Below are 26756 nucleotides of genomic sequence, written 5' to 3' on the forward strand. Positions count from 1 at the left end.
AGCCCTCCAGGCCCTTCAGCCTCGCCGGGCCAGCCTGTGGACAGGCCCGCGCCGGGCGGCGCCGCCGGGCGGGCTCACTGCTCCACGGGGGCGGCGCTCAGGCGCTCCAGGTCGCCGGCCAGTTCCGCGGGAAGGTGCGCGGAGAGGGCGGGCAGCAGTGCCCGGATGCTCTCGAGCCGGCCGGCCAGTCGCCCGGCGCGCTCCTCGGCCGCGATACGGGCCTCGTGCGGGGTCAGCCGGCCCGCGCGCTGCAGCGTGAACGCGAACCGCTCACCCTGCCCGGCCAGGCCCGCTTCCATCACCACGGCCGTCTCGCTGTAGTTCGGCGCGTCGCCGAGCATCCCGCGCGCGCACCCGACCCAGAGCTCGGCCAGTTCCCGGGCCGGTTCGATCTCCATCGCCGCACCCTGGCGGAACTCGGCCGACTTCAGCCGGGTCGCGGCCATCAGCTCCTCGGCGTAGCGCTGCGCGGCGCCGTGGCGGGCCACAGCCTCGGCCAGGGGGGCCAGGACGCGGGCCGGGTGCCGGCCGAGCGCGGCCTCGGCCTGCGGGCACACCTCGTGCAGCACGTCGGCGGCCAGCTCGGCCAGCTCGGCGAGCTGCTCGGCGTCCATCGCGGTCCGGTGCGTCATCGGGCGGCTCCCCGGGCGCGGCCGTGCCGGTGGGGCCCGCGTTGCGGGCCGGGAACGGCGGGTTTCGGGACAGGCTGCAGGAAGACGGCCATGAAGAGCTCCTCACGGATCGGCCCCAGCGGCAGGGGCGGGGGCGGGGCGGGCTCGCCGGGTGGCGGGCCGCGGGCTGTTACGGGCGCAGGTCGGCGATCAGCACGGTCGCGTTGTCGGCGTGCGGGCCGTACGGCCGGGCGCGGGTGGCGGCGGCGGAGCGGTCCACCGCCTGGCGCACGAGGGCGTGGGCGGCCGTGCGGGGGCTGCCGGTGGCGGTGAGGGCGGCCAGGCCGGGGGCGGCGCCGTCGTCCTCGATCGGCTCGTACGCGCCGTCGGAGGCCAGCAGCAGCCGGCAGGCGCCCGCCGGGCGGACGGTGCTCTCCACGGCCGGGTGCCGGTTCCAGCGCCGGCACTCGGCGTCGGTCAGCTCCGACCCGAGGCAGGAGGTGACCGTGTTGCGGTCGCCGCCCGGTCCCTCGACGCGGCGCATGTTGTGGTCCTCGGTCAGGCGCTCCAGGCCGTCGGGGCCGAGCAGGTAGGCGCGGGTGTCGCCCGCCCAGGCGACGGTGAGCGGCCGGCCGGGCGCGGCGACGGCCGCGACCGCCGCGGCCTCGGCCGCGGACCTGGCCGCCAGGACGGTGTAGACGGCGCGCACGCCCGCCTCGGCGTCGCCGCGCACCGCGCAGGCGCGGGCCAGCCACCGGGCGGTGGAGCGCACCCAGGCGGAGACGGCCGGGGTGTCACCGATGCCGTCCAGCAGGACGTAGGCGCGGGCGCCGTCGGGCGCGGTGTAGGTGGCGGTCGCGTCGCACTGGTGGGCGCGCAGGCCCCGCAACTGGGCGGCGGCATGGCGGGAGGCGGATGCGGACGGTGGCACGGACGGCTCCTGGAATCGGGCGGGCGAGGCTGGGCGCTACGGGCGCAGGCCGGTGACCGGCACGGTCGCGCTGTCGGCGTGTTGGCCGCCCTCGGTGGTGGGGGCGCAGGCGTCCGAGCGGCCCACGGCCTGGGGGGCGATGTCGTTCGCGGCGGCCGGGGTGATGGTGATGGTGGTCCCGTCGGCGGCCACGATCTCGTACTCGTGGCCCTCGCCCAGGGTTTCGTGGACCGCGAAGGCGTCGTCGGGGGTGAGGTGAGCGGTGATGCCGCGCTTGCGGCCGGCGGGGACCGGCAGGGAGAACCCCAGGGACGTGTACGGGTGAACGCTCTGGTCTCGGGGGTATCCCAGGGCGGCCCCTCGGCGGCGGCACGGTACGAGGCGCCGTGCTGCCGCCGCAGCCCGGCTCACCCCAGCAGGGGCATCAGCATGGACGCGGAGAAGCGCGGCAGCTCCCGTCCGTCGGCGAGGCGGACGCCCATGGACAGCGGGGCCTGCATCAGCGCCTGCGGGAGCAGGGGGAAGGCCATGGGGCGGACGTCGTTCAGGGAGAGGACCTCGGCCTCGCCGGGGCCGTCGACCAGTGCGACGGTGTCGCCGGGGCGGACCTGGGACAGCAGTGCCGAGTGCGTCAGCGCGCGGACGTCGTAGTAGGGCTGCACCAGCGCCCCCAGCTCCTGCCACCGCGCCCGTCCGCGCGCGGTGATCGTGCAGTCCTGCATCATCCCCATCAGCCGGGCCTGCGCCTTCACGTGGCGGAAGTAGCTGGCGTCCTGTGCGGCCCGGCCCCGCGAGCGCAGCAGTCGCACGAGCTCCAGACGCGGGGCGAGGGCGCGGCCGCCCCGCTCGCGGGCCAGGATCGCGACCTGGGGTGCGAACGGGTGGGGCACGTCGTAGACGCGGGCGACGGTGCCCTCGACCCCCTCGCGGTCCCGCGCGGTGAGGCCCAGCCACGGGCTGTCGGCGTCGATGGTCAGCGGGAACTCGGTCATGGCGGGCCTCCAGTCCGGCGGGCGATGTGTATAGTTTAGCTATATGGGGGTGTTTTTTGCAAACTCTCCTTGTTGGTGGGAGGCCCCGGTCACCCGCCACCGGCCGACCGGACCCATGCCGCCGCGCCCGGACCGGCCAGCCGGCGACGGGCCGTCAGCCGCCGGTCGCCGCGAGGAGCTCCGCGCGGCGCCACACCGCCGTCGCGCCGGCCCCGGCCCGGCCCACCAGGTCCTCCAGGGCCGCGGCCGATCCGGCCGCCCCCAGCAGCTCGCCCACGAGCAGTGCCAGATTCCGACCGCCGGCACCCCGCGAAGCGCCCGCGCCCGCCGGCCGGGGCGCCGGCCACCACCGCCCGCCCGCCCGCACCCAGCCCACCCCGTGCGACCACGCCGCGGCCTCCAACTCGCCCGCGTCCGCGGGCAGCCGCCGCCCCACCCACACCCCCAGGCGCTCGTCGCCCGGCCCGCCGCGCAGCCGCAGCACCGGCCACGACGTCCCCGGGTCGCGCAGCGCCTGCACCTGTTCCCCGCGCACCGCGTACGCCTGCGCCAGCCGCGCCTGTGCCGCGCTCCCCGCACCCGAGACCGGCACCAGCAGCGCCGCCCACTCGGCCGCCACCGCGCACACCCGCGGGTCCACCCGCACCACCGTGCCCAGCGCCCGCCCGCCGTCCCACGCCCACGCCAGCGCGGCCGCCCGGTGCGCGGCCACATCCGGGCGGCCCAGCACCTCCTCCCACCCCCGCAACGACTCCTCCGCCGGCCCGGCGGGCTCCGCGGGCGCCCCCTCGCCGCGCAGCGGCGCCGGCAGCGCCGCCACCTGCAGGTCCCGCCCCCCGCCGCCGCGCTCCTCCAGCGCCGCCACGTCCTGCCGCGCCCACGCGTCGGCCCGCGCCCGCAGCTGCCGCAGCAGCGCCAGGCACGCCCCGCCCGCCAAGGAGCCGGCCGGCTCCCCGGCCGCCAGGACCGCCAGCGGCGCCGGGTCCAGGCCCGGCTCGGCCGCGGCCACCACCGCCGGCCCGGCCCCCGGGGCCCACGCGGCGACCGCGCCGGCGTCCCGCAGCGCCGGGTGCCACCACGGCACCGCGCACCCCAGCAGGCCCGCCACCTGCCGCCACGTCGGCCGGTAGCGGGCCGACACCTCCCCGCCCGGGTGCAGGTCCACCGCGTCCAACTCCGGCAGCCCGTCGGCCCCCCAGGAGGAACGGGCCGTCACCACCGCGGCGTACCGCTGTTCGGGGCGGCCCTCGTGCCGCCGGTACAGCGCGTTGACGACCGCCGCCATCGGCGGGTTCACCTCGTCGAGCGCGACCGTCAGCGCGACCGTGCCGACATCGGTGTGCCAGCGCAGCACCACCAGCCGGCCCACCAGCTCGCCGCCGCGGAACACGCCGCCGCGGCCGCCCGGCCGCAGCAGCAGACCCTCCGGCGCGACCGGCAGACCGCCCCGCGGCTCAGGGAACGACACCATGCCCACTCTCCCTCCGCTCCCGTCCGGCGCACCGAAGCGGCACCGGCCCGGGCCGCCCCGCTGGAACGGGGCGTACACCGAGCGTGGAGGGGCCCGCCTGTGGACAGAGCCCGGCCGGCCGCGGCGTTTTCTGTCGTCGCCGCCCGCCCCCGCCCGGCAGGATGGCCCCGCAGGAGCGGCCGGCACCCGCCCAGGGCGGCCGATGGAAGAGGAGAGGCACCCGTGCAGCAGCTGATACAGGGGGTCGGGGTTCTGGCGGTCGCAGCAGGCATGTACGACCTCCTCCTGGCGGTGCTGCGCCGCGACCGGGCGATGTGCTGGACCCGGCTGCTCCTGACGGCCGGCGGCGCGGCCCTGGCCTGCCCCGGCATCCCCGGCCTGCTCGCCGACGCCGCCGACGCCGCCACCGCAGCGGTTCTCGACGCGCTCTCGTCCGTGTACCCGGACGCGCACACCGCCCCACCGCAGCGGCAACCGGCCCCGCAGGGTCTCGGATGGGCAGCGGCCCTGCTCGCCGGCTGCGCCTTCGTCGCCTGCACGGTCACCGGGGCCAGGGCCCGCCGGCGTCAGCGGCGACGCCTGGAAGCCGAGCACGACAGAGTCCGCGAGGAGTACGGCCGCTTCGCCTCAGACCCTCTCGCCGTCCTCGACCGGCCCGCCCTCGCGGACGTCGCCGACCCGCTGACCGCCGCGTTCCTGCGCGCCATGGCCGCCGCGGCCGACGCCCGCCATGCCCGCGACCCGCACGCCTACCGCCGCGCCGTCACCGCCTTGGAGAGCGCCTGGCGCGCCGCCGACCGCAACGCCGCAGATCCGGCCGGATCCCGCAGGCTGCGCTGAACCGGGCCGCCGGCGCAGCCGGCCCCCGCGACACGCAGCCGCCGGCCGCAGCGGCCGGGCCGGGTCAGGCCTCGGCCGCGAGCCGGCTGAGGAGGCCGGGGAGGCCGGGGAGGTCGGGGAGCGCACGCTTGCCGGAATCGTCCGGTACGGCGGGCAGCGGCTCGGCCAGCGGAGGCAGATCGACCAGCACGTGCTCGTACGGGCCCCACGACGCATCGCCCTGGCTGTCCATGTCGACGGCGGGCAGGGGCTCACGCCGGAAAGCGCCCGGCAGGGAGAAGCGGAGTACGGTCTTGCCCTCGCCGCCGCGGAGCAGGGCGTCCTTCGCGAAAGCAGGCACCCTCGAGAGGCCCAGCTCACGCGCCCGCTGCAGGGGCATGCCGGTGGCGGCGGCCAGCCGCCGCGCCGTGCGCTCGTCGATGCCCAGCGCGAGGCGGGCCAGGCGGGCGGCGGCCGAAGCACCGGGCTCCAGGCCCAGCCGCTCCATGGCCTCGTGCCGGCCCACCTCCAGCAGTGCGGCGATCCGGTCCACGAACGCGGGCAGGTCTTCGTCGGGTGCCGGGAGAGCTCCCCCGAGGCCCAGGGGCTCGGGCAGGGCGTCCTGCACGCCGGCGCGGGCGGCGACCTCGGCGCGGGCCCGGGCGAGGCTGAGTCCGGGGTGGGCCCGCTGGTAGGCGCGGGCGGCGCGGGCGGCTGCGCGGTTGGAGCGGTCGGTCATCAGGTGTCCTCTCACGGACGGCCGGCTGCCCACACCCCGCGGCCGACGGCAGAAGACGACGGCGTGCCGAAACCGCGCCCGGCGGGGCGCACGGTCGCACGAGTCTGAGACGTCTTCGGTCCCCCGGACGGTGTGGGCGCCGGGTTGAGGACACGGGCGCGGTGCGGTTGCCCAGCGGTAGAGCCTAGCGGCTGCGGCGGCTGCCGGTCAGCGCATCGGCAGGACACCACGCCGGCGGCAGGTCGAACAGGGGCTCCTGGCCGTCCGCGCAGCGCTGCAGCTCCCGCCTGCGGGCCCGCAGCAGCGCGGCGCACTCGGGGTGGTCGTCCTCGTGGGCCCGCTCGACGCACGCCGGGCACGCGGTGCCGCTCAGCGGCCGGTCGAAGTCGCCCGCTACGACCCAGTGCCGCTCGCACGCGGTGCGCTGATGTCCCCGCCGGCTGGGCGGCCGGGTGAGGTGGTCGTGCCGGCCGGAGAAGACCCGCACCTTCAGCGGCCACAGCGTGCCGACCGCCGCCGGGCGGCCGTCAGTGGAACGGGCGGGCGCAGAAGACATGCAGGCCGTCCTGGTGGTAGCCGAGCGTGGCCGGCGAGACCGGCCACCGGTCGCGCAGGGGCCGGTCGTGCCGGTCCCGGGCGGCGGTCATGTCGGCCTCGAGCTCCTCGCGGCAGACCTCGTAGCGCGACTCCGCCCAGACGACGGAGCCGGGCCGGCGGACCAGCTCGAGCCATGCCGCGAGGGTGGTCAGGCCCAGCTCGGGGTGGGCGCGGAACAGGAACCGCCAGCCGCGCGAGTACTGGCCGACGTGCAGGCCTGCCTCGTCATCCGCCGGGACGGGCAGTCCGGGTGAGGTGAGGTAGTAGTTCATCGTGGCTCCTGACGGGGACGGCGGGCGTGGGATGTTCAGGCTGTGGTCGCGAGGCGGTAGCCGGCACGCCTGGCCCGGCCCGCCGGGGTCAAGCCCGTCGGATGGGGGTCCCGGACGTTCTTGAAGCGCGGCCGCACGCCGGTGAGCGCGTCGACGACCAACGCGCGGGGCTGCCCGGGGATGTGGCCACGGCATATGCGGACGGCCCGTCCGCCGGGGCGCCAGGGGAGGTAGGCCTGGCCGGAGGCCACATGGTGCCCCGCGGCCAGGCCCGTGTGCTGGGAGCTCATACGCAAGATCCTCCTGGGAGTCGCTGCCGACAACTGCCCTGTCGGCGGATTCGGGGCCCTGGCGCCGCGGCCGGGCGGCCCCGGACCTACGGCGTCTTGTGGCGGGCCAGCCAGGCGCGCACCGCAGCGACGTCGCGGGTGTGCCGGGCGTCGGCGGGCGGGAACGGGTCGTCCGCGTCGGCGTACCTCGTCGCGAACCACCGGACCTGGTGCTCGCGCAGGCCCACCGCCGCGGCCAGGGCGGCCCTGCGCAGGCGGCGCGAGTCGTTGGCGGACATGATCCGGGCGCCGGCGGATTCGTCGACGCCCAGGGCATCGGCAAGCATCCGGGCGGCGCCCCGCGGGTCGGGCCCGAGCACGTCTGCCAAGGGGAGGGGAGCCGGCGGCTCGGTGTCCTCCATGAACCAGGCCCGCACCTCCGGCCACCGGCGCCGCTTGGTGCCGGGAGGGTCGAACGGCGGGAACGGGGCGTAGCTGTCCGCCCCGAACGTGCGGGCGTAGTGCCCGACCGCGGCAGGGGTGACGTGCAGGACGGCCGCGATCTCGGCCCGGGTGAGCGTCACGTCGACCGGGAGGGCGGCGGCCGCCCGCAGAACCAGGTCCCCGCGGGCCCCGGCGCGCCCGTCTCGGGAGAACGGCTGCTGCGCGTACCACTCCTGGAAGGCGGCACGGTCGCGGACCCACTGCGCGCCGTGGCGGACCGCCGGCGGGAAGCCCTTCGAAGGCGCCCAGTTCCTCTGCACGGACCCCACGGTGCGGCCGGTGGCGGCAGCGATCTGCGTATCGGTGACGTGCGCGGGCAGCGCGGCGAGCGCGGCGAGCACCTCCTCGCGGGTCTTCACGATCGTGCTCCTGCCGGGCCGGTGCCGGCCGCGCGGCGCGCGCGACCGGTACCGGTAATTTATCTCCCCCCTGCCACAGGTGGATTCGGGAACCCGCCGCCGACCGGCCCGGGCGCTCACGCGGACGCCTCCGGCCGCCGCACCCCGCCCCGGCGGCCCAGGCCCCACGCGATCCGGTACACGTCCGGCATGTCCAGCGAGCCGTCGCTGCGCCGGGTCAGGAACCCGCCGTCGACCAGCCGCCCGACCAGGTCCGGCCCGTGGGCCTCCTCGACACCGGCGGCCGCCCACCGCTCGCGCACCTGGTGCAGCGGCAGTGGGAGCTGCAGTCCCGCGAGGGCGTCCAGCGCCGCGGCGACCCACGGCGCGCCCTGCTCCTCCTCCAGCGCCCGGACCCGGACCCCGGCGAGCAGGCCGCGGTGCACCGTCTCGCTGCGCAGCGGCCGCAGGGAGCTCTCGCCGCCGGCCCGGTCCGCCGCGAGGGCGGCTTGCACGAAGGCCAGGAACGAGCGGGGGGTGACGTGCCCGTGCGCGTCCGCGAGCCGCACCAGGGGCCAGCTGAAGACCAGTCCGCTCGTACGGGACAGTCCCATGCGCGGTTCGGCGAAGGCGGCCATCGCGTTCTCCAGTACGCGCCTGTCGCAGCACAGGCGGTCCAGCGCGCTGGAGCGGGCCGCCCAGCCGTCCTCCCAGCCGGGGAACGCGGCGCGCAGCGCCCGCGCCTCGGTGCCCGGGCGGCCGGCCGCCAGGTGGAGCAGCAGCGCGTACAGGCTGTTCCACCTGGCATCGACGTACGGGCCGTCGGTCCACGTCAGCTCGAACACCGGCGGGATGTCCCCGCCGGACGCGCCCCGCAGGGTGTCCGGGGCGAGGAAGACCTTCGCCACCACGGGCTGTCGGCCCGGGGCGCGGCTGCTGCGGGCGCGGTGCAGATCGCAGGCCAGCTGCAGGAGGGCGCGGGCGTGCTCGCCCCGGGTGCTCGGGGCCAGGTCCTCCAGGCCGTCGAAGACCAGGAACAGGCTGGCTTCCTCGCGCCCTGCGTGCACGGCCTCGCGCAGGGCCTGCTGCGCACCGGCCGCCCGCTCCTGCCAACTGCCCGCGGGCGCCGTGCCGGGCGCCTCGACGGCGGCCAGGGCGGCTGCCGCCCACAGGTCGCGCGGCTCGACGCCCGCGGCGTCCGCGGCGCGCACGTCGGCGGCGCTCAGCAGCCCGCCCTCGCCGAGCACGGTGACGGCCTGCGCCCGCTCCAGCTTCGGCAGCCGGTAGGCGGCCGAAGCCACCGCGCGCAGCGCCGGATCGGTCAGCACCCGCGCCAGGACGCTCTTGCCCGCGCCGCGGGCGCCGACGACGACCGGGATGTCGTGGACGAAGGCCGGCCGGTGACGGCGGGAGGGGTAGTAGCCGGCCGGGGTCAGCGACCGGGCGTCGAGGGCGCCGTCGAGGGCGCCGCGCAGCAGGGACCGGGACTGTCCGGCGGTGAGGTCGATCATCATGCTGGGCACCTTTCGGGCGAGGCCGCACGGGCGGCCGGGAAGGGAGGCGCGGGAGGGTCAGAGCAGGCCGAGGGTGGGCTGCAGCACGATCGACGGCAGGAGGACCACCCCGTCGGGGTAGCGCTCCCGCAGCCGGGGCCGCTCCTGCAGGTGCCGCGCGTCCAGGCGGATGCGCAGCATGAAGCGGTCCTCGTCCACGTCCGCATCGACGACCTCGCCGTACAGGCCCTGGTCGCCGTACGCGATCCGGTCGCCACGGCGCAGCCCGGCGATCAGCGCGGTGTGCAGGTCGGCGGCACCCCGGTTGTACGGGGTGAGCAGCCGCAGCAGCTCGGCGTGGCGCTCCGGGTCCGCGGCGCCGGCGCGGCCGCTCTGGATGCGGTCCTCGACGTCGCAGAGCTCCTCGGTGCGGGCATCCCGGTCGGGGAACGCGCAGGGCAGGCCCTCGGCCGCCAGGACGGCCACGGGCTCGTCCCAGATCCGCCAGGCCTCCGACTCCGGCTCGTCGCAGGTCAAGATCGCGAACAGCAGGCCGCCGACGTCGAACACGCGGCGGACGGTCCCGGTGCGCCCGGCCTGGCCGGTGGCCTCGCGCCCCAGCCAGGGGTACTCCAGGACCGGTACGACTACTGCCCGGCTGACGGCCATGCTGCTCCTCGGAGTCTGCGGGGCACCTCCCCGTGCATTCATAATTTATCTTTCAGGTGTGACAGCGGGGGGTGGGGGCAGGTGCCGCCGGGGTCTCCGCCCCCCGGCAGCCCCCGCACTGTCCGCGCGAGGCGGTCGGACCCCGCCGGTAGCGTCGTCGAAGGGCCCGCGCCCGATGCGCCCCGCCCTCCACCGCCACCGAACGGAGGCCCGTGTTCTCCCAAGCCCAGATCGACGAAGCCAGGGCGCGTGAAGCCGCTCTCGAACAGTCCATCCGCCGGACCGTGGCGGGCGAGGTCCTGCGCTGGCTGTCGGCCCAGGACGATGCCGCCGGCCCCGCCGCCGACCGCGACCGGCCGGACACCGTGTCCGCCACCGTCTCCGGTGTCCCGCTGACCTTGACCACGCGCACCGGCGACGACCGCCTACCGGCCGACCCCGCCGCGCCGGAGCCCGCCGTCCGTCTCGCCCGGCGCCTGGCCTCCTGGTTCAGGTCCCAGGACGGCATCCAGGACGCCCGGCAGATCACCCCGGGCCCCGCCGTCACCGTCGAACTGGACACCGGCGACACCTTCTCCGTCACCATCGCGACCCGCTGACCGGGTCCGCGAGAGGGCCGGGGCCGCGGATCATCCGCCCCGGCCCGGGACCGGGGGATCGACGATGGCGCCCCGGCTCGCGGTCCCCGCGCCGCCCGGCCTGCACGACCGTCGGCCTGCACGGCCGCTCCGCTCACGCGGAAGGCCGGTACCGGGACGTCCGGCGGGGCATTCCCTTGCTGCCGCCGTACAGGCGGACCTCGAGCTCCTGCCGCTCGTCCAGGACCCGGCAGGGCAGGCGGTCGCGCCCTTCGGAACGCGCGCGGTGGACCCGGTGCCAGCCGTCGATGAGCATCACCTGGCTGTCGAGGTCGCCGATCAGGACCGCGAGCACCGGAACCTCGAGGTCGACCTGGGCGGCATGCGCCGCGTCGACGTAGACCAGGCCGGCGGGCAGGCCGGTGACGTCCAGCTCGCGCACCGGCAGCGCCGCGGCGATCCTCGCGGCCGCGGTGACATCCCACCGGTAGGCGCCGAAGTCGAAGGTGTCATGTGCGGTCACAGCGGTCTCCGATCCAAGGACGGGCGGGGGAGGCGGCGCGGGCGGGAGGCGGCCGCCGGCGTCACGTGGCAGAACCGAGTCGCACTGCGTGGGCGCACACGGCCGCCCAGGCCCGCGGCCCGAGCGGCGTCGGCCACCGCAGCGACGCGGTACGGCCGCCGCGTCGCAGCTCGCTGACGTTGCTGGTCCTGTCGTGCGCGACGGTGACGCCGCGCAGCCCGCCCGTGGGCAGCGGCGGATCCCACGCGCTGTCGGCCGCCTCGCCGGCGTCGGCCAGGTCCGCGGCCAGCCGCAGCAGGTCCAGGTCGTCGTGGCCGCATCCGCCGGCGCACTCCACCACCGCGGCCGGAGCCTCTCGTTCCCGGGCCCGCAGGGTGTGCCGGACGCCGCGGGAGGTCGTCTCGGTGCGCACCCGGGCCGCGGTGGTGTCCGGGGCGCGCACCATCCAGAACGCCTCGCCGCCCTCGTCCCGCCAGAACCAGCTGATGCCGAACCCGCGGGTGCTGCGGACCTGCTGCCAGGTCGCCTCGAGGACGGGGCCGCCCGGCCACGGCCGCAGCTCGAGGGTGCTCAGCGCGGCGTTCCAGTTGACGAACATGGCACCGGGGGTGGGCGCCAGGGGCCGGATGCGGGCCTGCAGCAGCGGAGCGCCTCCGGGCCAGTGGATGCCGTCCTTCAGGACGATGGTGCTCCTGTGCACGGGGCAGTCTCCGCAGTGGCCGGGCGCGAGCTTGTGGCAGCGGCCGTAGCCGCCCCAGTACTGCCGCCCGGTCATGGACTCCCACAAGGTGGTGAAGTCGGTCGGCTGCAGGCCGCACTGGTGCCGGGAGTCGAAGCCGGCGTTGAGGGACAGCCGGTTCATGCCCTGGCCGTCGGGGCCCGCGGGGCCGTAGCTCGGCTGCTGGAGGAAGATCATGTCGTCTCCGGGGGAGTCGGTGACCGCTGGTACAGCGGCGCGGGCGAGGGGTGCGAGGCCGGCGCGTCACCCGGCCGGCCGGGGTGCGGGGTCACCGTCCGCCCGGGCCGGCCGGGTGGCGCAGCTCGTGCTGGACCACGGCCAGGTGCTGGTCGTAGGCCTCGCTCACGGCGGAGGTGTCCCACGCGGGGGTGATCAGGTCGCCGCAGGCGCACAGGGCGATGTACAGGCCCGGCCGGTGCGGGACCGGATCCATGGCGAGGCGGTGCTGCGCGCGCACCGGGGCGAGGAGGGGGTCGTCGACCCAGTGCGGGATCTGCCGGCAGCCCTCGCCGCAGGGGGAGGTGAAGGACGCGGTGCGCCACGGCGGACGGGGCAGCATCACCGGGTCCGCCCCGCCGTGCCGCGTTGCGGGGCCAGGCCGCGGAGCGTGTCGGACTTCCCGGCGCTCCGGCAGGCGCCCGCCGGGCCGCGCCGCCCCGGAGGCCGCAGTGCCGCCACGGGCAGCCACGCGGCCTCCGGGGCGGCGCGGTGCAGCGCGATCTCCGCGGTGGTCGCGGTCCGGACGGCGAAGCGCCCGGGCGCCAGCTGCTCGACGGTGTAGTCGTCGGTGTGCTCCAGGGCGACCTGCGCGTTGTGCACCGTGGCGGGGTCCGCCGTGTGCAGCAGTACCTGCCCGGCCTCGGCCGCGCCGGTGAGGGCGAAGCGGTCCGCGGCCGGGTCCAGGCCTGCGCGGGCCAGCACCCGGGCGACACCGCGGACGTTCGCCGCTGTCGGTGCGGCCTGTGCCCGGGCCCAGGCCGCCGGCGGCCGCTCGGGCAGGTAGACCGCCGGGACTCCGCGGTCGGTGACGGCGATGACGTGCGGGGCGAGGGCGACGAGTTCGCCCCGGTCGGCGAGGAACGACACGATGTCGGCGACGGCGTCGGCGGTGAAGCGGCTCTGGTGCAGCAAGCCCCGTCCGGGGGCGCCGAGCCACCAGGAGGTGCCGGCCAGCGCGGCGGTGTCCCGGCGGACCTGGCTGCCGGCCATCGGCCGCCACAGGAGGTCGAGCGGGACGACGCTCGCCACCGGCGCCGCCCCGTCCGGGCGCCACAGGCACAGCGGAGCGGTGGGCGGCGAGGCGAGGCCGAGCGTTCCGGCGAGGCTGGCGGCGTCCTCGACCGCGACGGGGCGGCCGAGGGAGGGGCGGTGGAGGGTGACGGCGAAGTGCGGGGCGGGGCGCTCGGGCATCCGGGACGGGCTCCTGGCGATGGGGGCGGAGGCGGTCGGGGCCGGCGGAGGACCGCCGGCCGGGAGCTGTCAGGGACAGGCGTGCCGGGAGGCGGTCCGGGCGGCGCGGTCGAGGTCCTCGGCGGCCTGGCCGGTGCCCGTGCCGTTGACCAGCAGGTAGAGCGACGCCTCTTCGGCCTCGTCGGCGCAGTACCGGGCCTCGGTGACCTGCAGGCCGGCGTGCCGGTCGAAGAGCAGCCGGCCCTTGCGGGTGAGGCCGCTGTAGAGCACGTAGGGGCCGTCGGCGGTCCGGTGCGCCGAGGCGGTATGGTCCTCGGGCAGCCAGCTCGCGGGCAGCGCGAGTTCGTCGTGGTGGAACATCACCCCGGTGGTGATCCGCTGCTTGCCGTCCACGCAGGCCCACATGGGCTCGCCGACGGTGTTGTTGGGGTTGCGGTCGGGGTGGGCGGCCGTCCACCGCGGGTTCGTCCGGTCGGAGAGCACCACGGCACCGGTCGGCACGCCCAGCAGCCAGCTCTTCACCAGGTACAGCCGCTGCTCGGTCGTCCACACGTCGCCGCGCTGGTAGGCCGGGCCGAGGTCCAGCTCGCCCTCCTCGACCCGCTTGACCAGCTCGGAGAGGTTCTTGAACGCCGGGCGCAGCGAGTGGTGTTCGAGCGGGCGGGGGCTCTGCAGGCTCATCGGCGGTTCTCCTGGTCGTCGGTGCGGCGGGCGCCGGCGGCGTGCAGTTGCGCGTGCCGCTGGGCGTCGTGGGCGCTGTAGCCGCTGCCGCAGCCGGGGGTGCAGTACGCGCCGGCCGGTGCGCCGCAGTCCTCGCACGGGCCGTCGTCGTCGAAGTCGGAGGGGGTGAAGACGGGGAAGGCCATGGTGCTCCTGTCGGCGGGCGCTCTAGTCCAGGGCGTAGGGGGCGTAGTCGGAGAGCATGAGCCGGGCGCAGTGCTCGACGAGGCGCTCCGTCCAGTCGGGCTCGGCGGGCAGGTGGATGGTCTGGGACCAGTCCGTCCGGTCGTCCTCCAGCGAGCAGGACTTGCTCTCCAGGACCGCCTGCAGGAAGTTGTCCGCCGCCGGGTCGGGTTTGTGGACGGTGACGGTGTAGTCGCGGCCGTCGGCCTGGATCGACCACTCCAGCGAGCCGTTCTGCCAGCACTCGCACCAGGCGTAGACGTAGACCAGCCAGCGCGGGGACCATGGGCCCGCCGCCTTGAGTGCAGCGGCGAACGTGTCGAAGTCGGCGTGGTCGTGCTGCTGGGGTATCGCCACGGCGGGCCTCCCGGTGGTGTGCGGGCGGGGCCGACCGCCCCACGTGTTCATAATTTATCTAATGCCTGTGACAAGCGTGGCGGGAACCTGCCCGATCCCGGGGCGGCCCTGTCCACAGGCGGCCGGCGCCAGCGTGCCCCCATGAACGAGACCGCCTTCGACGCCCTGCCGCCCCACCGCCGCCGCGACCTGGCCGCCCGCCACCCCGCCCTGACGCCGGCGCAGATCAGCGCCTGGATCGGCGACCCCGCCCTGGCCTGCCCCCGGCCGCCGGAGCGCCGCGGCCACCTCCCCTCCGCCGCGCTCCTCGGCGACGACGGACGCTGGCACCTGCGCACCGGCGAGGCGATGCTGTGTGCCGCGCCGGCGGCGCCCGGCCGGCGGCGCCCGGCCGCCGTCGTGCGCCACGACTGGCGCGGCACCTGGTGACGCGACGGCGAGACCTACCGGACCGAGCCCCCCGGATTCCACGGCAGGACCGGCACCGCCCGCGCCGGCTGGGACGTCACCCTCACCGGCCCGAGCCGCGACCCCGCCGACATCGCCCCCAAGCTGCGCTGCCCCGTCAGCGCGAAGCTCGGCCACTGGGACCCCTACCGCTCGCCCAAGCGCGGCAACTGGCGCAGCCCCCTGCGCCAGAGCTGCCTCAAGGCCCTCGGGCGCATGTGCCACCTGTGCGGCGACAGCCTGGCCCAGGACCTCGACTACGACCGCGCCACCCTCGCGCTGCGCGGCGTGCTGTGCCACTACTGCAGCTCCCACGTCGACACCTGCCCGCACCCGGACGGCTGCTACCGCGCCGACTACCTCAACTCCCCGCCCGCCGCCGGCCTCGGCCTGCGCTACAACGCGGGCGGCAACCGCCGCGACCGCACCCCCCGCGGCATCCGCAGGCCCCACGACCAGGGATGATCTTAAAAGTTGACGCTAGCGAACGCATCGTGTAAACTAGTGTTGTTGGTCGGGGGGTGCGCAACCGCCGACCAACTCGGCCCGTAGCTCAGTGGTTAGAGCCGCCCCCAGTGAAGGGGGTCTGCGGTGGGTTCAACTCCCCCCGGGCCACGAAGGCCGCGCACCCCGCGCGGCCGCAAAACGAACTCGACCCGTCAGGCCAACGGGAAGAGTCCAAGGGGGATTAGCTACCCCTGGAGTCCTGGTGTACGCGAGCACTCTCCGGAAGGAGCAGGGCGGGTTCGATTCCCGCGGACTCACCAGGCTCGCGGCAGGTCCGCCCCCACACGGGCCTGCCGCGAGCCCACCAACCACCGGCACGTCCAGCGGCGCCACACGCCGCGCGTGCCCTTCCCCGGGCGGGGCCTTCTGCGCCCCGCCCCACCGGCCCGCCCCCTCCCCCCCCGGGGGGCGGGCCGGTCCGACCCCGCGCCGCCCACCCCTCTACCGGCGGCCCGGCCCGCCACCGGCCTGCCCGACTCCCCCCTCGGGCAGGCCGGTGGCGTCTTCCCCTGTCGCCTCGCTCCGGAGCCGCGCCTTGACGACGATTCCCCGCCACCACACCCGCCAGATCGAGAGCATCCGCGCGCGGGCCGTCGAGGCCACCGCCTACGGCTCCGGGCTGGACGGCTTGAACGCCAAGGTGGACGAGGTCTTCGACAAGCTCATGACCCGGCCCAACGGCCGTCTGGTCCACACCGGCCCCGGGGAGTACGAGGTCAGGCTCGGCAAGGTGGTGGGCTTCCGCGTCCGCTGCGACGAACAGCCCGTCCGCGCCGGTGACCGGCCGCTCCCGAAGCCGGTCACCCACTACCTGCCGCCCGACTACAGCGCCCCGCAGTACCCCATCTGGGCCCCCGAGGCATGGCAGACGATCACCCGCACCCACCGCGGCGAAGTCCGCGACGAGGTCCGCGTCGTGCGCGCCATGGCTGCCGAGGCCGTCATCGGGGGCTACGGCCTCGACGGCATGACCTTCGATCCCGACCAGGTCTTCGACAAGCTCACCACCCTGCGGCACGCCTACCTCCGCCGGACCGGGCCGCAGACCTACCGGGTCGAGTTCGGCACCGCGATCCGCTTCGTCATCCGCCAGCACCAACCCGCCGCCCAGCCCGTTCCCGCCCCTGAGAAGTACTCCGAGTTCACGGTGCTCGTGTCCGCCGGGGTCGACTCCGACGGCGACCCGAACAACTGGCAGTTCATCGTCGAGGCCCCGGACTTCGAGGCCGCCCGCGCCCGGGTCGAGCGCGAACCCGCCTACGGCGACGTCATCGTCGGCATCGACGGCGAGTGGGACGTCACGTGCGTCAACCTCGGAGCCCCCCTGTGGAAGTCCGGCGGCTGGAATCGCATCCACGCCGACGACCCGCTGCCGGAGAGCCTCTCCGCCGCGGCCTGACCGACCGCCGGTCCGCGGCGTCCCTTCCCCGTCCGCGCCGCGGACCGCTTCCGACCCGACAAGGAGAGCGCCTTGCGACTGACCGTGTGGCACAACACCGACTCCTTCGGCTGCCGCGCCTACGAGCCCGCAGCCCCGATGCTGCGCGTCTTCTCCTACTTCACCAACCTGCGCCCCGGCGCCAGCACCACCGAGGTGGAGCGGGAGATGTGGCGGGCGGTCACGCTCTTCAACGCCGACACCTTCGCCGACCCCGTCGACCGCGCCCTGGCCCAGGACTACCGCGCCCGCAGACTGCGCTCCTTCTCCCGCGGTGACGGATTCAGCGTCAGCACCGGGGCCGCCGAGCGGTTCTTCGTCTCCGACGGGCTCTCCCTCACCCCTCACGACGGCCCCTGGCCCGTCCTGGCCACCCAGCCCGCCCACGGCTCCCAGCCGCTCGGCCGCCACCTGCGCTACCGGCTCCTCGGCGACCCGCTGGGCACCTACCGCGAAGGCATGTTCGAGCGGGAGGGCCAGAGCGCCGCCGAGATCGCCTCGCTGCACGGCGTCCTCCGTCGGGCGGTCCTGGAGTTCGAGTCCGCCTGATGCAGCCGCGGCGCCCCCGCACACCCGACCCCGCCCCACAAGATTCCGGAGGAACCCGTGGCAACCGACTACGACGCGGCGCGCCGGACCGTCGCAGAGGCCCTGGCCCTGATCGACGAGAACCCCGACTTCGACACCGCCCGAGACGAAGACCCCCAGTGGCCCGCCGACCTGGAGCGAGACGCCGTTCTGGCGGTGCGCGCCTTGCGCGACGGATTCTCCAGCCGCATCCGCAACACCCCTGCGCCCGCCGATGCCACCCGCTGAAACGGGCCCGGCATGCTCGACGGACCAACGGCGGTACGACCGAGAAGCCAGCCTGACGGCTCCGATCACGGAAACCGGACGATGACGGTCACCGCTGCGCCACCGCAGCCGGCCCCCGGGGCCGGCCTTCAGATCCCCCGGTTCTGGCTGGGCATCCACCATCCGAACTGGCTGGAGCGAACCGACATCCCGCTGTTCGTCTCCAACCCCTGCCTGAACGGCCGCAAGAGCTTCCCCCGGGCCCGGGGCCCCTGGGTCCTGGACAGCGGCGCCTACTCCGAACTCGCCCTGCACGGGGGCTGGCGGATCACCGAAGCCCAGTACGCCGCCCGCATCCGGCTCTACCGCCAGGAGATCGACAACCTCGCCTGGACGGCGCCCCTCGACTTTCCTTGCGAAACGGACGTCCTGCGCAAGACCGGCCTGAGCGCCCGTGAGCACGCCCGCCTGACCGTCGACTCCGTCCTGGAACTGCGCCACCTCGGCGAGGACGTCATCCCGGTCCTGCAGGGCTGGACGGCCGGCGACTACCGGCGCTGCGAGGAGATGTACGAGAAGGCCGGCATCGACCTCGAGGCCGAACCGATCGTCGGTGTCGGCACCATGTGCAAGCGTCAGAACAGCCTGACCGCCGTCGGCATCCTCGACGTCCTGGCCCGCAAGGACGACCGCGGCATGCCGCGCGTCAACCTCCACGCGTTCGGGTTCAGCAAGCCCGGCCTGCGCCTGGCCGGCGCGAACACCCTCGCCTCCGCCGACTCGATGGCCTGGAGCAGCGCAGGGCGCCACGAGCGAGGCTGCGCCCCCGGCCACCAGTCCGAGGCCAACTGCCTGCCCTTCGCGCTGGCCTGGCGCGAGGAACTCATCGGCCGGCTCGAGGACGACGCCGCCGCGCGGCACGTCCGCCGCGCGGCCATCACCACCCCCTGAAGCGAACGGAACCGCCCGTGACCCCGCCCTTCCCCCACGCCCTCGCCCTCCTGGCCGGCGTGGCCGCCTGCGCCCACAGCGCCCTGACCGCGGCCGAGGCGACGCCCCCGTCCGGCACCGCCGCCGCGCCGCCGGACGAAGGCGACCCGGACAGCGCCGAGCAGGCCCGCCGCGAGGCCGCCGCCTGGACCCACTTCGCCCGACTCCTGGACCACCCCGACCTCCTCGGGCACCTCGCCCACTACCTGCGCCTGCGCAAGCAGCCCCGCCGCGGCGACCTGGAAGCCCTCACGGCCCTGCACCGCCACCTCGACCGAGGACGCGAACTGCAGACCTCCTACGAGAGCGACAGCGACGCCGACCCCGGCCAGGAGCCCCGCAACGCCGCCCGGCGCAACGCCGCCGCCCGGCCCGCCATCACCGCGTTCGCCGCCGGCGTGCAGGCCCTGCTGCCCGCCGACCCGGTCCCCAACGCGGCCGTCCCGGACCCCGCCGTCCACGCCATCGCCGTCGCCCTCGTCCGCGCGGGCCACGACATCACCCAGATCACCGCCGCCCGCCTGGGCGGCGCGCCCGAATCCGTCGTCGTCCGCTACAACCCCGACAACGGCGACGACTTCGCCGACCAGGACCAGCAGCACAGCGCCTACGCCGCCGCCCTGAACACCGAGGGATGGCGCGCCCTCGACCTCGGCGACCTCGTCCTCGTCGACGGCGTCCCTCCGGCCGCCACCGCGGCCGGAACCTGGCGCGCCCGCTGGGAGCGCGCCGTCACCGACCCGCCCGGCGCCACCGTGGACGAGCGGGCCGAGGCCGCCGCCGAGCAGGCCCGGCAGGAGCAGATCGACCCCTCCCTCACACAGACCTGGTGGACCGTCACCGACCACCTGGGCCGCCGCACCCACACCTGCGTCATCGACCCCGACCTGTCGGACCTCTGACCCACCCCGCCGGCGCCCCACCGGGGTGCCGGCCTATCGAAAGGGCCACCTCGTGACCACCTCCGACGCCATCTACGACCAGGCCCTCCAGGACCTGACCGGCACCCCCGGATCCGCCTCCGACGACCAGGCCCGCGACCTGGCCGACCTGGCCCGCACCGCCATGCGCGGTATCGACCGCCGTAGCCGGCTCCCCGAGGGCACCGACCCGGCGGCCCTCGAGCTCCTGCGCCGCGCCCGCTACGCCGGAACCCTCGGTGGCCCCTGGTACCTCAACCGCCGCGGCCTCACCGCCCTCGCCGACCTCACCTGACCCGCCCCGCGGCCCGGCCGGCGGTGTGCCGCCGGCCGGGCCCCGGCACAAGGACCCCCGTTGCTCACCGTCGTCCCCCTCAGCCTCGCCGACGCCCGCGCGGCCGTCACCCGCCTGCACCGCCACCACCGCCCGCCCCAGGGCCACAAGTTCAGCCTCGGCGTCCTTGACGACGGCACCCTGTGCGGGGCCGCCGTCATCGGGCGCCCCGTCAGCAGGGTCTTCGACAACGGCTGGACGCTCGAGGTCACCCGCGTCGCCACCGACGGGACTCCCAACGCCTGCAGCGCCCTGTACGGCGCCGCCTGGCGCACCGTGGCGGCAGCCGGCTACCTCCGCCTGATCACCTACACCCAGCACGGCGAGAGCGGCTCCAGCCTGCGCGCCGCCGGCTGGCACCCGGTCGCCGAACTGCGCCCCCGCACCGGATGGGACACCCCCTCCCGCCCCCGCCGCTCCCACGGCAACGACCGCATCGCCCGGACTCTGTGGGAGCAGCGCCGCGCCTGCGCCCCCGCCCTTCCGGAGATCGCCGAACTCCGCAGCCAAATCCACAACCAGGCCCCCTGCCGTGGCCCCCGCTGCACCGCCCGCTTCCCCGTCCGGTCGGGCCCGGGCCGCCCCCGCCTCTACTGCACACCCGCCTGCCGCTCCCGCGCGTACCGCGCCCGCCACACCACCCGCACCTGACCGACAAGGAGCCCCGCATGGGCACCTGGGACACCGGACCGTTCGACAGCGACGACGCCGCCGAACTCCTCCACGCCCTCGCCCGCGCCACCCCCGCCGACTGTCGGCGCATCCTGGGCACCGCACTCGCCCAGGCCCAGCACCCCGACCACGACAGCCACAACGAGACCCTCGCCGCGGCCGCCCTCGTCGCCGACCGCTGCGCCCCCGCCTTCCCGGCCCGCGTCCACACCCTGCCCAGCGAGGGCGTCGACACCGGCGTCCTGCCGCTCGACGAGCTTCCGGACCTGAACGACCTGGTCCCCGATGCGATCGCCGGCCTCTACCACGCCCACGCCGCCGTCGACTTCGAGGGCTGGAGCAACGCGGCCCTCGAGGACGGACGGCGCGAGAGGATCGACGAACTCCTGCAGACCCTGAACGCCCTCCCGCGGACCCCTGCCGGCATCCCGGCCGGACGCTGAACACCCGCAGGCGCCACCCGATCCGCATGCCCGCGCACCCTGCACATCCCACCGGCGCAGCCCGTGGTGTCCCCCACCCGGCGCTGCCCGCCCCCGCTCCGTCCGCCGCGGCGTTCGACGGCCCCCGGTTCGGTGGGGCCGTCGCCGACGCCTGGCTGGGCCGCCACGGAGCAGGTCGTATCGACATCCCCACCGGCGTGGTCGCCGTCCTCGCCCTGTGGCCGATCCGCACCCTGGGCGCCGTCCACGCCCCGACGCTCGCCGACTTCGTCAGCCGGCAGGACGCCGCGCGCTGGCCGGCCACCGCCGGCCAGATCGCCGCCTGGCACTGGATGCGGCGCCCCGACCTGATCGACACCGCGCACCCCCTGCTGGGGTGGGCCGACGAGGCGCACAACGGCGCCACACTGCGCGCCGTGCGAGACGTCGCGCAGGCCGCGATCCGGCACGGGATTTTCACCGTCGCCGGCGAGGCCGACCCCTGCCTCCGTTCCCGCGCCGACCCGCTGTCCTGGGCCATCACCGCCCTGCGCCACGGCGGGGACCGCTCCAGGCTCGCAGAGTTCCACATCCCGCCGCACATCGCCGACCTCACCGCCCGCATGCGCCTGGGCCACAACCCTCCTGCCGCGGGCGAGGTCGCCGACCTCGCCTGCGGCACCGGCGGGATGCTCCGCCCACTCGCCCAGCACCTGCGCGAGAACGGCGTCGACCCGCACCGGTGGCGCTGGCACCTGCAGGAGAAGGACCCGATCGCGGCGGCCGCAGCCGCCGTCAACACCCTGCTGTGGGACCTGGGCCCGCAGGCAACCGTCGTGTGCGCCGACTCCCTTCAAGAGCGCAGCACCCGCGCGCAGGACGCCGCCCGCCCGCCCGGGCTCGACGGCCACCACGGCGCGGTGTGCACGGCAGCCCGCACGATCGCCGGCCAACTCGCTGTCCTGCGCACCCTTGAGAACCCCGCACCCGCCCGATGACCCGGCGGGACCTGCCCGAAGCCGGGTCGGCGGATGCGCACCGGACGAGCCGGCGCGCATCCGCCCCTACCCTCCGCACCCACGATGAGGAACTCCGCGACGAACCCCGATACGGGCCCCGCGCCCGTCCCGCGCATCTGCGCGCACCGGCCGCGCCGCGGCGGCCTGGTCGTCCCCTTCGTCTCCTTCGAGCACGGCGGACGCGCCATGTTCGGCGCCCTCGACCCCCGCAAGGTCGAACAGGCCCTGGAGGGCCGGCTGTGCCAGATCTGCGGCAGGGGACTCGACGGACGGTTCTACCTCCTCGTCCGCCCGTCGGACGAGAGCCACGGCTACACCGTCGAACCCGCCCTGCACCCGGTCTGCCGGCAGTACGCCGTCCGGCACTGCCCGATGCTCAACGGCACCGCGGACACCTACCGCTCCACCCCGGTGACGGACACGCACCCCGCAGGCCGCCCCTGCGCGGATCCGACCTGCAGGTGCCCCGTCATCCTTCCCAGCGTCGACCAGCACCTGCGCGCCGGCCAGGCCGCGGACGACTTCGACGCCTGGTTCGTCGACCTCGCCCACTACCGGCTCCAGCGCGACGACGACGGCCGGCCGCTCGGGATCAGGCTCGACATTCCGGTCCTGCGCAAGCGAGAGGTCCGCCGCAGCTCCCGGCCGACTCCCGAGCAACTGGACCGGCTCCGCAAGGTCTTCGAACTCCTCGGCCTGCCCGGCCCCGCCGACCGCTCCGGCCCGGGCCGCCCACCCGGCCGTGACCTCGCGCCCCCGCCCGCGCCGCACCCCAGCCGTGCAGGCGCCGGCCGGGCCCGCAAGACGTTCTCCCTGCAGCGCGGTCGACAACACGCCACCCCTCGGGGGACGCTGCTCGACCGAGACGCCGTCGGCCTGCGCCGCCGGAACCGGCCGGTGCGGCGCCTTCGCCCGCCCCGGCCGGCGGGCAGGCCCGCACGGCTCACCGGCCGCGGGCCACGAACGCCGGCCGCTGGCCGGGGTCCACCGGGTCGTAGTAGCGGTGGTACACCGGGGTCAGTGCAGCGGAGAGCGGGGGGACGATCCAGCTCCAGTCCGCCGGTGTGGGACGCCCGGCCCGCGCCTCCCGGGCGACGTGTGCGAGGAAGCGCTGCGACTCGCCGTGGTGGTCGGACATCGTGACCCCGGCCGCCCGGAAGGAGTGCAGGACCGCGATGTTGACCTCGAGCACCGCCCGGTCCTGCCACAGCGTGCCCGCTGACGACATGTCCAGGCCCATCCGCCGGGCGACCTCGCCGAGCATGTTGTAGCGGCCGGCGTCAGCCAGGTTCCGTGCACCGATCTCCGTGCCCATGTACCAGCCGTTGAACGGCGCCGCCGGGTAACGGACCCCGCCGATCTCCAGCGCCATGTCGCTGATCGCCGGCACCGCGTACCAGCGCAGCCCCAGCTCGGCGAACCAGCCGAACTGCGGATGCCGCAGCTCCACTTCGAGGACCGCGTCCGCCGGCACCTCGAACAGGCGCGGCGCATCACCGGGCTGCCGTTGCACCATCAGCGGCAGCACATCGAACCGGCCCCCACCGCCTGGCCACCCCAGCCCGCGCGCCTGCCCGGCCAGTTCGGCGCCCGCCGGGTCCCCCGTCCACCCGCCTCCCGGTGCCGGGTAGCCGGCGTAGCGCACCAGCTGCGCGTTGACGATCTGCGGCCCCGGCCGGCCCGGCCGGTCGGGGGCGAACACCGTCACCGCCGGCCGGATCCGTCCGCGGTTGGTTGCCGCCCGCAGGTGCGCGAAGCACTCCCGTGCCACCTGCGCGGGCTCCTCGACGTGCCGAAGGTCCCGCACCACCAGGCTGCGCCAGTACAGCCGCCCGATGCAGCGCGCCGCGTTGCGCCACGCCACCCGCGCTCCGAACGCCAGCTCCGCGGGCGTGTGACGGTAGGTTCCCGTCCGTTCGATCTCCCCCAGCACCTGCCGCAGCCGCGCCGCGGGGTCACCCGCGGCCGGCTGCTCGTCGTGGAACTGGCGGACGAACAGCTCGGCCTGTGCGGGCAGCTGTGCCGGCTGCGGGGTGTGCGGAGCGGGAACGGGCACGGGTCCTCCAGACCGCGGCGGGGCTCGACCGGGGGCTCCCGGGCGCGGCCAGCGTGCCGCTGCGGGCCTGTGGACACGGCGTCCGGCCTGCTCGGGAAGCACGCCAGGCCCCCTCCCGAGGACGGGAGGGGGCCTGGCGTTGTCAGAGGGCGTTCGTATGGTGAGCCGGTTCCATTCGCACAGTTCGTGCGGTGCTCACCGGCCCCGGCAGGGCGCAACCGGCCGGGGCCGGCCGCTGTCCGGCGGCCGGTCAGGCGCCGGTGCCCGGCGCGCTCGGCGTGCCGCTGTCCTGGAGGTGTTCGGGGAGCAGGGCCCGCAGGGCGGCGCGCTCCTCGGTGCTCTTGCCCAGGTGCTCGCACAGCCACAGCAGCAACTGGTCACGCTCGTGCCCGCGTTGGTGCCCGTCGCGGACGAGGGGCGGGAAGCCGGGCAGCTTGGACCACTCGCGTACCGTCCTGGCGGACACCCGGGCGGATTCGGCGAGGTCGGCGTTCGTGACCAGGCGGGGGCAGTCGGCGAGGTCCGCGAGCACGGCTGCCGGGCTCTTGCCGGTGTTGCGCGCCAGCCAGGCGCGGGTGTCCGCGACGCTGCGGGTGCGACGCTCGTCCGGCGCGGGGAAGGGGTCGGCGCTGTCGGGGCCGTACGTCTTGGCGTAGTACTTGATCTTCTCGGGGGTCGTGCCGAGCAGCTCGGCGAGGGGGCCTCGGCCCAGGCGCGTGCCCGTGGTCGCCTCCAGGACGGCCCGGGAGGTGTCCTCGTCGAGGCCGGTCTCGGCCGACAGCCACCGCGCGTCCGCGCCGGGAGGCAGGGGGAGGGGCCGGTGCTCACCCCGGAGGGAGACCCTGCGCGTCAGCAGCCACTCCCGAACGGCCGGCCACGGCCGCAGGCCCCGCTCGTCGGCGGAGGGGAAGGCCATCTCGCCGCTCTGGGGCACGTAGCGGGAGTAGTAGTAGGCGATGCCGCGCGAGTCGGCCAGGTGCAGGAGCTGGGCGATCTGGCCCGGGGTCAGCAGGACCGCGAACGGCCGCACCTCGCCGACTCTGGCGTAGGTCTTCGGTACGCCCCTGTGCCCGGGGTCGGCGAAGGCCTGCTCGCGGTACCAGGCCAGGACGGCGTCCCGGTCGCGGGTTCCGTCGTCGAGCGCGGGCGGGAAGCCGGGGGCGCTGCTCCAGTTCACGCGCACCGAGTCGGCGGTGCGGCCGGTGGCGGCCGCGATCTGGTCGCGGGTGACGCGCGGGGGCAGGGCACGGAACGCCGTGACGACGTCGTCGAGGTCCTTCATGATCGGGCGCTCCATCGGTGAGGCGGGCCAAGGCGGGTCGGGCGTGCAGCGCCTACGCACCCGCCGGGCCGGCACCCCCGGCCCCATCGTAATAGTTTGGCTGCCGGGGGGCGGTCGTGGAACGCGGACGGTAGAGCGTTCAGACGCGCCGGGTCAGGACGAAGGACTGGCTCACGTGCAGGTGCGCGGTGAGGTCCCAGGCGCGCTCCCAGCCGGTGTGGGCGGTAGTGGCTTCGATCCGGGTCTCGGCGACGGTGGCGAACGTGGCGTCGTCGGAGTCCGGGAGCGTGGTGGTGACGCGCACGAGGAACTGCTGCGAGGTGTTGTTGGCCAGGTGGCCCAGCAGCAGCTGGGCGACCTGGGCGTCGGTGGCGGCGTTCAGCGGCACCGACGTTCCGTTGCCGCAGTCGGTGCAGCCGCACTCCGGCGGGTCGATGGCGAAGACCGCCGGGCTCCGCCGGTTCCCGCCCTGCGGGAGCGGATGCGCGGGTGCGGTCGGCCGCGCCTTGCGGTGCGCCTCCAGGAGGTCGTCGAACGCCCGGTGGGCGGCGGCGGGGCTGCGCCAGGTGAGCGGGGTGCGGCCGTCGCGGTGGAGCTCCTCGACCAGCGCGTGCAGGTCGTCGGCGGACATCTCGGCCCAGGTGAGCTCGTGCGGCGGCCGGTCCTCCTGGGCGGCGATCAGGGCGGTCAGGGCCCGGCGGGCACCCGGGGCGGCCTGCGGGGACAGCGGGGAGGCGTCACCGGGGTGGAGCGCCTCCAGCAGGGCGGTGAGGGCGGACACGGTGTCGAAGTCGACGCTGACGGCGGTGCTCATGGTCGGTTCCGTTTCTGCCGGGGGTCAGCGGCGGTCGAGGTGGACGGCGTGCAGGTTGGGCATGCCGCAGTAGGTGCGGCCCTCGGAGCGGACGGCGATCCACTGCGGACGGCAGTGGTCGGGGGTGCCGTAGGTGGCCAGCAGCGGCGCGGCGACGGTGGCCACGGCGGTCTCGCTCGGACCGTCCTCCCACACCACGGTGATCTCGGCGTACGCCAGGCCCTTGCGGTCGCGGCGGCCGGTGCGGACGGAGAACTTCTGCCCGGGGAAGGCGGCGCGCAGCATGCGGCGCAGGTGCAGCGCCACCTTGGAGGTGGGAATCCACACGCCGGCCCCGTCGAGCTCGCGCTCGCTGGGGACCGGGACGACGGAGGTGTGCCGGACGTGCGTGGCGGCGTGGCGGCCGTCGAGGGCGTACAGGTCGTAGCGGTTGGCCCGGTGGCCGAGGAGCACCCGGGCGAAGCACGGGCGGCACTCGCACGGCTGGACGGTGAAGGGGCCGCTGCCGGTCTCCGGGTCGCCGGCCAGCGAGCCGCGGTAGTCGACCATGGCGCCCGGGACCAGCCGCAGCGCCATGTACGCATCGCTGGTGACGTCCGCGGCGGTGACGAGCTGCTGCGACATGTGGGCCTCCCGGATGGTGGGCGCGGGACCGACCCGCTATGAATACTTTAGCTGTACGAGGGTGTTTATGTCAACCTTCTTTGCGCTGTGCAGGAGCCGGGCGGTCGCGTAAGGCAATGACCGCACGTCGACGGCGCGTGCGCCCGCTCCTGTGCGCCGGCCGCAGTGTCGGAGGCCGCTGCCCAGGAGGAGCGGAGCACGCGCCGTCGACGCGGCGGGCC

At 75.9% G+C, this 26756-nt stretch carries 35 protein-coding genes and 2 tRNA genes; 15 read left to right on the plus strand and 22 right to left on the minus strand.

Going from position 1 to position 26756, the window contains the following annotated elements; translation table 11 throughout:
- Nucleotides 1-74: 74 nt before the first annotated feature.
- From ACIP60_RS32070 to ACIP60_RS32090, 5 genes are all read right to left on the minus strand, one after another.
- Nucleotides 75-632, minus strand: coding sequence for a hypothetical protein (locus ACIP60_RS32070; protein ID WP_400691248.1), 558 nt, complete (start codon nt 630-632; stop codon nt 75-77).
- Nucleotides 633-801: 169 nt separating this feature from the next.
- Complete coding sequence (locus ACIP60_RS32075) at nt 802-1542, minus strand: PP2C family protein-serine/threonine phosphatase (protein ID WP_400691251.1); 741 nt, start codon at nt 1540-1542, stop codon at nt 802-804.
- Between the two features lie 36 nt (nt 1543-1578).
- Nucleotides 1579-1953, minus strand: coding sequence for a hypothetical protein (locus ACIP60_RS32080; protein WP_400691253.1), 375 nt, complete (start codon nt 1951-1953; stop codon nt 1579-1581).
- Nucleotides 1950-2534: a hypothetical protein gene (locus ACIP60_RS32085; RefSeq protein ID WP_400691256.1), complete on the minus strand. Its 585-nt coding sequence runs from the start codon at nt 2532-2534 to the stop codon at nt 1950-1952. Before ACIP60_RS32085 ends, ACIP60_RS32080 begins: the two co-directional genes overlap by 4 nt.
- Nucleotides 2535-2688: 154 nt before the next feature.
- On the minus strand, nt 2689-4005 hold the full coding sequence (locus tag ACIP60_RS32090; protein ID WP_400691258.1) for a hypothetical protein: 1317 nt from the start codon (nt 4003-4005) through the stop codon (nt 2689-2691).
- A 222-nt stretch (nt 4006-4227) separates the two neighbouring features.
- Here ACIP60_RS32090 and ACIP60_RS32095 point away from each other — a divergent pair, with 222 nt between their 5' ends.
- Entirely contained in the window at nt 4228-4845 is a 618-nt protein-coding gene (locus tag ACIP60_RS32095; RefSeq protein ID WP_400691261.1) for a hypothetical protein, read from the plus strand.
- A 64-nt stretch (nt 4846-4909) separates the two neighbouring features.
- Here the strand turns inward: ACIP60_RS32095 and ACIP60_RS32100 are convergent, their stop codons facing one another.
- From ACIP60_RS32100 to ACIP60_RS32125, 6 genes are all read right to left on the minus strand, one after another.
- Nucleotides 4910-5563 (minus strand): hypothetical protein, encoded by a 654-nt coding sequence (locus ACIP60_RS32100; protein WP_400691264.1) that lies wholly within the window; start codon nt 5561-5563, stop codon nt 4910-4912.
- 184 nt (nt 5564-5747) lie between these two features.
- Complete coding sequence (locus tag ACIP60_RS32105; RefSeq protein ID WP_400691267.1) at nt 5748-6119, minus strand: hypothetical protein; 372 nt, start codon at nt 6117-6119, stop codon at nt 5748-5750.
- The gene (locus tag ACIP60_RS32110) at nt 6091-6432 is read right to left on the minus strand and encodes a hypothetical protein (protein WP_400691269.1); all 342 of its coding nucleotides are present in this window, start codon (nt 6430-6432) and stop codon (nt 6091-6093) included. The genes ACIP60_RS32105 and ACIP60_RS32110 overlap by 29 nt, the downstream gene beginning before the upstream one ends.
- 376 nt (nt 6433-6808) lie before the next feature.
- A complete protein-coding gene (locus tag ACIP60_RS32115) occupies nt 6809-7564 on the minus strand; it encodes a hypothetical protein (RefSeq protein ID WP_400691272.1) in 756 nt (251 codons plus the stop codon).
- Between the two features lie 116 nt (nt 7565-7680).
- Complete coding sequence (locus ACIP60_RS32120; protein WP_400691275.1) at nt 7681-9057, minus strand: hypothetical protein; 1377 nt, start codon at nt 9055-9057, stop codon at nt 7681-7683.
- Nucleotides 9058-9114: 57 nt separating this feature from the next.
- Nucleotides 9115-9705 carry a hypothetical protein gene (locus ACIP60_RS32125; protein ID WP_400691277.1) on the minus strand — a complete coding sequence of 197 codons (591 nt, stop codon included), beginning with the start codon at nt 9703-9705 and terminating at the stop codon, nt 9115-9117.
- Nucleotides 9706-9917: 212 nt separating this feature from the next.
- Between ACIP60_RS32125 and ACIP60_RS32130 the strand changes: the two genes are divergently transcribed.
- On the plus strand, nt 9918-10304 hold the full coding sequence (locus ACIP60_RS32130; protein ID WP_400691280.1) for a hypothetical protein: 387 nt from the start codon (nt 9918-9920) through the stop codon (nt 10302-10304).
- Between the two features lie 133 nt (nt 10305-10437).
- On the opposite strand, the gene ACIP60_RS32135 is transcribed toward ACIP60_RS32130, so the two are convergent.
- The 7 genes from ACIP60_RS32135 to ACIP60_RS32165 form a co-directional block, all read right to left on the minus strand.
- Nucleotides 10438-10806, minus strand: coding sequence for a hypothetical protein (locus ACIP60_RS32135; protein WP_400691282.1), 369 nt, complete (start codon nt 10804-10806; stop codon nt 10438-10440).
- 61 nt (nt 10807-10867) lie between these two features.
- Nucleotides 10868-11722 (minus strand): hypothetical protein, encoded by an 855-nt coding sequence (locus ACIP60_RS32140; protein ID WP_400691285.1) that lies wholly within the window; start codon nt 11720-11722, stop codon nt 10868-10870.
- A gap of 91 nt (nt 11723-11813) precedes the next feature.
- Complete coding sequence (locus ACIP60_RS32145; protein WP_400691288.1) at nt 11814-12104, minus strand: hypothetical protein; 291 nt, start codon at nt 12102-12104, stop codon at nt 11814-11816.
- The gene (locus ACIP60_RS32150; RefSeq protein ID WP_400691291.1) at nt 12104-12955 is read right to left on the minus strand and encodes a hypothetical protein; all 852 of its coding nucleotides are present in this window, start codon (nt 12953-12955) and stop codon (nt 12104-12106) included. The genes ACIP60_RS32145 and ACIP60_RS32150 overlap by 1 nt, the downstream gene beginning before the upstream one ends.
- Before the next feature lie 69 nt (nt 12956-13024).
- Nucleotides 13025-13636, minus strand: coding sequence for a DUF262 domain-containing protein (locus ACIP60_RS32155; RefSeq protein WP_400691293.1), 612 nt, complete (start codon nt 13634-13636; stop codon nt 13025-13027).
- A complete protein-coding gene (locus ACIP60_RS32160) occupies nt 13633-13821 on the minus strand; it encodes a hypothetical protein (protein WP_400691296.1) in 189 nt (62 codons plus the stop codon). The genes ACIP60_RS32155 and ACIP60_RS32160 overlap by 4 nt, the downstream gene beginning before the upstream one ends.
- A gap of 22 nt (nt 13822-13843) precedes the next feature.
- Complete coding sequence (locus ACIP60_RS32165) at nt 13844-14215, minus strand: hypothetical protein (RefSeq protein ID WP_400691299.1); 372 nt, start codon at nt 14213-14215, stop codon at nt 13844-13846.
- 141 nt (nt 14216-14356) lie between these two features.
- On the opposite strand from ACIP60_RS32165, the gene ACIP60_RS32170 reads away from it, so the two are divergent.
- The 13 genes from ACIP60_RS32170 (at nt 14357) to ACIP60_RS32230 (ending at nt 21738) form a co-directional block, all read left to right on the plus strand.
- The gene (locus tag ACIP60_RS32170; RefSeq protein ID WP_400691302.1) at nt 14357-14644 is read left to right on the plus strand and encodes a hypothetical protein; all 288 of its coding nucleotides are present in this window, start codon (nt 14357-14359) and stop codon (nt 14642-14644) included.
- Nucleotides 14645-14878: 234 nt separating this feature from the next.
- Nucleotides 14879-15127 carry a hypothetical protein gene (locus ACIP60_RS32175; protein ID WP_400691305.1) on the plus strand — a complete coding sequence of 83 codons (249 nt, stop codon included), beginning with the start codon at nt 14879-14881 and terminating at the stop codon, nt 15125-15127.
- Nucleotides 15128-15204: 77 nt separating this feature from the next.
- Nucleotides 15205-15278 (plus strand) — tRNA-His (locus ACIP60_RS32180).
- 85 nt (nt 15279-15363) lie between these two features.
- Nucleotides 15364-15429: transfer RNA gene (locus ACIP60_RS32185), tRNA-Arg, on the plus strand.
- 275 nt (nt 15430-15704) lie between these two features.
- Nucleotides 15705-16568 carry a hypothetical protein gene (locus ACIP60_RS32190; RefSeq protein WP_400691307.1) on the plus strand — a complete coding sequence of 288 codons (864 nt, stop codon included), beginning with the start codon at nt 15705-15707 and terminating at the stop codon, nt 16566-16568.
- A 72-nt stretch (nt 16569-16640) separates the two neighbouring features.
- Complete coding sequence (locus tag ACIP60_RS32195; protein WP_400691310.1) at nt 16641-17156, plus strand: hypothetical protein; 516 nt, start codon at nt 16641-16643, stop codon at nt 17154-17156.
- A 57-nt stretch (nt 17157-17213) separates the two neighbouring features.
- Nucleotides 17214-17423: a hypothetical protein gene (locus ACIP60_RS32200; RefSeq protein ID WP_400691313.1), complete on the plus strand. Its 210-nt coding sequence runs from the start codon at nt 17214-17216 to the stop codon at nt 17421-17423.
- Nucleotides 17424-17504: 81 nt separating this feature from the next.
- A complete protein-coding gene (locus tag ACIP60_RS32205; RefSeq protein ID WP_400691315.1) occupies nt 17505-18353 on the plus strand; it encodes a hypothetical protein in 849 nt (282 codons plus the stop codon).
- 17 nt (nt 18354-18370) lie between these two features.
- Nucleotides 18371-19294, plus strand: a complete 924-nt coding sequence (locus ACIP60_RS32210) for a hypothetical protein (RefSeq protein ID WP_400691318.1) — start codon at nt 18371-18373, stop codon at nt 19292-19294.
- A gap of 52 nt (nt 19295-19346) precedes the next feature.
- Entirely contained in the window at nt 19347-19607 is a 261-nt protein-coding gene (locus ACIP60_RS32215) for a hypothetical protein (protein WP_400691322.1), read from the plus strand.
- A gap of 60 nt (nt 19608-19667) precedes the next feature.
- Nucleotides 19668-20297 (plus strand): XF1762 family protein, encoded by a 630-nt coding sequence (locus tag ACIP60_RS32220; protein WP_400691325.1) that lies wholly within the window; start codon nt 19668-19670, stop codon nt 20295-20297.
- 17 nt (nt 20298-20314) lie between these two features.
- Nucleotides 20315-20761: a DUF4259 domain-containing protein gene (locus ACIP60_RS32225; protein ID WP_400691327.1), complete on the plus strand. Its 447-nt coding sequence runs from the start codon at nt 20315-20317 to the stop codon at nt 20759-20761.
- A 26-nt stretch (nt 20762-20787) separates the two neighbouring features.
- A complete protein-coding gene (locus ACIP60_RS32230) occupies nt 20788-21738 on the plus strand; it encodes an N-6 DNA methylase (RefSeq protein ID WP_400691331.1) in 951 nt (316 codons plus the stop codon).
- A gap of 964 nt (nt 21739-22702) precedes the next feature.
- Here ACIP60_RS32230 and ACIP60_RS32235 read toward each other — a convergent pair.
- The 4 genes from ACIP60_RS32235 to ACIP60_RS32250 all read right to left on the minus strand — a co-directional run bounded on the left by ACIP60_RS32235 (nt 22703) and on the right by ACIP60_RS32250 (nt 26535).
- The gene (locus ACIP60_RS32235) at nt 22703-23815 is read right to left on the minus strand and encodes a nitric oxide synthase oxygenase (protein ID WP_400691334.1); all 1113 of its coding nucleotides are present in this window, start codon (nt 23813-23815) and stop codon (nt 22703-22705) included.
- Nucleotides 23816-24065: 250 nt separating this feature from the next.
- Nucleotides 24066-25097, minus strand: coding sequence for a hypothetical protein (locus ACIP60_RS32240; RefSeq protein ID WP_400691336.1), 1032 nt, complete (start codon nt 25095-25097; stop codon nt 24066-24068).
- Between the two features lie 139 nt (nt 25098-25236).
- Nucleotides 25237-25911: a hypothetical protein gene (locus tag ACIP60_RS32245; protein ID WP_400691339.1), complete on the minus strand. Its 675-nt coding sequence runs from the start codon at nt 25909-25911 to the stop codon at nt 25237-25239.
- A 24-nt stretch (nt 25912-25935) separates the two neighbouring features.
- Nucleotides 25936-26535 (minus strand): LPD29 domain-containing protein, encoded by a 600-nt coding sequence (locus ACIP60_RS32250; RefSeq protein ID WP_400691341.1) that lies wholly within the window; start codon nt 26533-26535, stop codon nt 25936-25938.
- Between the last annotated feature and the right edge of the window lie 221 nt (nt 26536-26756).

The sequence above is a fragment of the Kitasatospora sp. NPDC088783 genome (genome assembly GCF_044750705.1).
Taxonomy (GTDB): Bacteria; Actinomycetota; Actinomycetes; order Streptomycetales; family Streptomycetaceae; genus Kitasatospora; species Kitasatospora fiedleri.